Raw genomic sequence first — 1,210 nt, 5'->3', positions numbered from 1 at the left:
GGGAGTAATGTCGATACCGTCTACCTCAATCCTTCCTCCGACAATCTTACCCGGGGGAGTGGGCATCTTGAGAAGGGCGAAGCTGTAGTTGTCTTTCCGCAGCCCGACTCTCCAACGAGGCCAAGAGTCTCCCCCTTCTTCAGTGTGAAGGAGATGTCGTCAACTGCCTTCACGACACCTTTGCTCGTGTAGTAGTAAAGCTTGAGATTTTCTACGGTCAATATGTTATCCATACTCATTACCTCGTCTTCAGTTTCGGGTTAAGTATCTTGTCCATTGCGAACCCGACAAATGCGAATGTCATCCCCATGAAGGCTATCGCCAGTCCCGGCGGTACTACCCACCACCACATCCCGCTTAGCATAGCGCCTCCATTATGGGCATCTTGAAGAATCTGACCCCACGTCACGATATTGGGGTCGCCCAACCCAAGCAGGCTGAGTGTTGCCTCGACCACGATAGCTCCCGGTACGTTGAGAGCCATTGAAGCGAAAGCGTAGGGGATGAGCAGAGGAACCATATGCTTGAAGATTATTCTCGTATTAGAGGCTCCGAGGGCTCTCGATGCTTCTATGTAGGTTTCTTCCTTGATCTGGAGTCCCATGCTCCTGACGGTCTTCACCGGTCCTACCCAGTAGAAGATGCACATGATCGCGATAATCATCCAAATATTTGGCTTAAAGACAGCGCTCATGACAATGAGTACGGGAAGCATGGGAACGCTTATGAATATCTCGAATATACGTTGCATTAAAGAATCCTTCCAGCCTCCTAGATAAGCGCTCATTACGCCGTAGATAACACCAATGGATACTGAAATAAGAGCCGTAAGGAGCCCGATAAGCATGGCCCACTTCACTCCGGCTATTACTCCACTCCAGATATCTCTCTTCGAGTTGTCCGTTCCCAGAATTCCATGCACCCTGCCCACAATTTTCATTTCTGTGGAATCGATCAGGTCTGTTTCCTTCTGGAGAATCAGCGAGACCATTATTCTATACTCGCCTTTAAGGGCATCCGGTTTGAATGGAACCGAATCCTCGACTCTGGAGAATATGATGTCTGTAGTTTTCATGGTCTGCTTCGAAAGTCCCGTTGCAGCGTCAAGCCCCTTGAGGAAATTGTACGTTTCATTCAATGAGGTCTTGTCAATCGCAATTCTCAAGTCGTTGCCTTCAGTGACTTCCAAAGGCTTTCTCAGCAAGTCGAT

General features: G+C 48.8%; 1 protein-coding gene and 1 pseudogene. Both read right to left on the bottom strand.

Annotated elements, in window-relative coordinates:
* Nucleotides 1-233, bottom strand: a pseudogene (locus BG32_RS15665) (ATP-binding cassette domain-containing protein); the annotation flags it as partial.
* A gap of 5 nt (nucleotides 234-238) precedes the next feature.
* Nucleotides 239-1,210, bottom strand: a 972-nt coding sequence (locus BG32_RS13920) for an ABC transporter permease (RefSeq protein ID WP_147435075.1), incomplete at its 5' end; no start/stop codon positions are given.

Source organism: Mesotoga sp. HF07.pep.5.2.highcov, assembly GCF_003666285.1.
Lineage (GTDB): Bacteria > Thermotogota > Thermotogae > Petrotogales > Kosmotogaceae > Mesotoga > Mesotoga prima.
The sequence above is the reverse complement of the archived record's forward strand: the minus strand, read 5'-3'. Positions and strand labels throughout refer to the sequence as shown.